This is a genomic window from Caballeronia sp. (genome assembly GCF_049581465.1).
GTDB lineage: Bacteria > Pseudomonadota > Gammaproteobacteria > Burkholderiales > Burkholderiaceae > Caballeronia.
Genome location: NZ_JBAUSA010001182.1, coordinates 1 through 3,580, shown reverse-complemented (window position 1 = coordinate 3,580; position 3,580 = coordinate 1). Strand labels below are relative to the sequence as shown.

Sequence of the window (3,580 nt, the reverse complement as noted above, 5' to 3'; positions counted from 1 at the left end):
GGACTAGCCCGCGCAGAGGCTTGAGGGCGTGGGCTAGAATAGCCTTCTGACCGCCGCGAGCGCGCGCCGGCAATGCCGGTTTCGGCCCGGGCCCACATCGTTCGCATCTCCGTTTTAGCTCGCATTCCCATACGCTTTTTCTGGTTTTACCAGCCTAGCCATCTTTGGAGTCGACCATGCCGTATCAGCACATCAAGGTTCCGACGGGCGGTGACAAGATCACCGTAAACGCGGATTACTCGCTCAACGTTTCCGACCAGCCGATCATCCCTTACATCGAAGGCGATGGCACCGGTCTCGACATCACCCCGGTGATGATCAAGGTCGTCGACGCAGCCGTGCAGAAGGCGTATGCGGGCAAGAAGAAGATTCACTGGATGGAAATCTACGCGGGCGAGAAGGCGACCAAGGTCTACGGTCCCGACGTGTGGCTTCCCGAAGAAACGCTGGACGTGCTGAAGGAATACGTCGTCTCGATCAAGGGTCCGCTCACCACGCCGGTCGGCGGGGGCATTCGTTCGCTGAACGTGGCGCTGCGCCAGCAACTCGACCTGTACGTCTGCCTGCGCCCGGTGCAGTATTTCAAGGGCGTGCCGTCGCCGGTGCGCGAGCCGGAAAAGACCAACATGATCATCTTCCGCGAGAACTCGGAAGACATCTACGCCGGCATCGAATGGGCGGCTGAGTCGGAAGAAGCGAAGAAGCTCATCAAATTCCTGCGCGAAGAAATGGGCGTGAAGAAGATCCGCTTCCCGGAAACATCGGGTATCGGTATCAAGCCGGTGTCGCGCGAAGGCACGGAGCGCCTCGTTCGCAAGGCGATTCAATATGCCATCGACCACAACCGCAGCTCGGTCACGCTGGTGCACAAGGGCAACATCATGAAGTACACGGAAGGTGCATTCCGTGACTTCGGCTACGCGCTGGCGCAGAAGGAGTTCGCTGCTGAACTCATCGACGGTGGCCCGTGGATGAAGATCAAGAACCCGAAGGGCGGCGACATCGTGCTGAAGGACGTGATCGCCGATGCATTCCTGCAGCAGATCTTGTTGCGCCCCGCCGAATATGACGTGATCGCGACGCTGAACCTGAACGGCGACTACGTTTCGGACGCGCTGGCGGCACAGGTTGGCGGCATCGGTATCGCTCCGGGCGCGAACATGTCTGACTCGGTCGCCATGTTCGAAGCCACGCATGGCACGGCGCCGAAGTACGCGGGCAAGGACTATGTGAATCCGGGTTCGGAAATCCTGTCGGCAGAAATGATGCTGCGTCACCTGGGCTGGGCTGAAGCCGCTGACGTGATCATCAAGTCGATGGAAAAATCGATCCTGCAGAAGCGCGTGACGTATGACTTCGCGCGTTTGATGGAAGGCGCGACGCAGGTTTCCTGCTCGGGCTTCGGTCAGGTGATGATCGAGAATATGTAGGCAGGTCCAGCGTCATCCGGAGAAATCCGGCAAAAAACCCAGAGCCTTTGAAACTCTGGGTTTTTTTGCAACTGAAGCAGCAGGCCGTTCAATGTCCGCCGTTCGTGACCAGTTGCAATGGCGTCTCGATGATGCGCGACAAGTTCTGCTGCTTCGTTCTTTCGACGAGCGCCTTTAGCGCGATGTCGACCCCAAACACGGCCTGCCTTTCGGCAAACTGATCCATGGTCGCGACGATCCGGCCGTCGTAGATCAGCGTTTTTATCGTGTCCACGTTGTCGTAGCCCGTGACGAAGATGCGGCCCGTCCTTCGCGCGTCGCGAACAGCGTCGACTGCCCCCACGGCCATGTTGTCGTTGCCGCACAAGAGCGCCTGAATCCAGGGATGTTCGCCGAGCATGGCCGATGCAGCCACTTTGCCTTTGCCGTAATCCCACTCGCCCGAGCGTATTGCGACGACTTTCATGCCCGCGGCGTACATCGCATCCTGGTAACCCGCCGTGCGCTGCTGCGCGTTGCGGTCGGTGGATAGGCCTTCGAGGATCCCGACTTCATTGCCCGGCTTGAGCCTCGCGGCCAGATAGTTCCCGACCAACCGGGCGCCTTTGCGGTTGTCCGGGCCCACGTACGGTACGGAAATGCCGGCGGCATCCTGGGACATCTCGTCGAGAGGATTGTCGATCGCGATCACGATGACGCCCGCGGCAATTGCGCGCGCCACCACGGGGATCAGCGCTTTCGAATCGATAGGTGCGAGCACGATTGCGCTAGTCCGGGCGTCGATCAGCTCGTCGACGATGCGAATCTGGGCGGGGGTGTCGATTGCCGTTGCGGTTCCCCGAACGGTCAGGTCAAACTGCGATGCATAGTGCGTCTGATAGTTCTGCGCGCCACGCGCCATGGCAAGGAAATACGGGTCCGCGCGGGACTTCAGCACGACTGCGATCGTCAATCTGCCGTCCGGCATTGCGTTGACACCCTTGGGGCCCGTCAACCCGGCCGCTGCCAGCGCACCAGCAACCAGCATGCGGCGGCGGATCCTCTGTACCATTGACTTACTTTCCTTTTGCGCCAAATCGAAGGGAGCCCGCACGCGAGCGATGAAGGATAGCGCAACTGTGTGACGCGTGAGATCACGCGTCGAAATATCGCTGTTCGCCATGCCAGGCGGTTCATCGGACACCGTAGTGAGGCAGTCGACGGGTCCAACGCCCGACGCCGACGGGATTCGTTGCAATTGCGCGAGCAAAGCATATTGCTTCGGCCAAGCGGCCTGCCGACGAACAACCCGGCACACAAAAAACCCGGCACGCGGCCGGGTCTTGAGGACAGTGCGCAGTCGAACGGTCAGGCCGATTCCTGGATGTTCGATGCTTGCTTGCCCTTGGGTCCCTGGACAATCTCAAAGCTGACCTTCTGGCCTTCCTTGAGCGTCTTGAAACCATTCATCTGAATCGCCGAGAAATGGGCGAACAGATCCTCGCCGCCCTCATCTGGCGTGATGAATCCGTAGCCTTTCGCGTCGTTGAACCATTTGACCGTACCAGTTGACATCACTTCCCCTCTTACTCGTATAGCTACCACGAGCACGCTCGAAAAGCTTGGCGATCCCACCGTGCACCGCCCCCCCTCTCACAAGCTCACCATGGCCTTCCTTCGCCCAAACCTCACTCGGAAAAAAGTGCCAATTTGATTGTTTAATCTCTTAAATCAAGTGTCAAGAAAATTTTGAGATGGGCGTAAAGGCGTTGTAAAGCCGCGCAGCGCTAGGGTTAATCCCGCTTTCCGCTTGTCCCGCCGTCCAAGCGCGCCATCTTGAAAAGTCGCATAATCGACCCAGATACGGTGCACGGTTGGCATCACAGCGGTAGAACCATCCCGCATGCGGTTCCGGGCCTTGGGCCAGGAGCGCTCTGCGACCGACCAGACAATTGTTTTTTCGAGAGCTGTGCGATACTGGATTCAACGGTGTTTAAAGAGGGTTAGCCCTGCTTTTCGGGCTGGCGGAATTCAGACGCGACAGGTTGCGCGAAGTATGCGGCGACTCTGTTTCGCTTAGCTTGGCGAACGGAGTTTTGGCGAGGTGGCGAGCCTGTCCGAGTTGTTTAGAATGGGCGTATGGCGATCAATCCCAACAAGCAGGATGGCAC

General features: G+C 58.9%; 3 protein-coding genes. 1 reads left to right on the top strand and 2 read right to left on the bottom strand.

Translation table 11 applies throughout. The features are described 5' to 3' along the window. Positions 1 to 176 precede the first annotated feature (176 nt). The gene (gene icd / locus WCA53_RS28930) at positions 177 to 1,430 is read left to right on the top strand and encodes an NADP-dependent isocitrate dehydrogenase (protein ID WP_423919164.1); all 1,254 of its coding nucleotides are present in this window, start codon (positions 177 to 179) and stop codon (positions 1,428 to 1,430) included. An 88-nt stretch (positions 1,431 to 1,518) separates the two neighbouring features. Here icd and WCA53_RS28925 read toward each other — a convergent pair whose 3' ends face one another. Continuing rightward, positions 1,519 to 2,481 (bottom strand): substrate-binding domain-containing protein, encoded by a 963-nt coding sequence (locus WCA53_RS28925; protein ID WP_423919161.1) that lies wholly within the window; start codon positions 2,479 to 2,481, stop codon positions 1,519 to 1,521. 296 nt (positions 2,482 to 2,777) lie between these two features. Next, positions 2,778 to 2,984, bottom strand: a complete 207-nt coding sequence (locus WCA53_RS28920) for a cold-shock protein (RefSeq protein WP_035497884.1) — start codon at positions 2,982 to 2,984, stop codon at positions 2,778 to 2,780. Positions 2,985 to 3,580 lie beyond the last annotated feature (596 nt).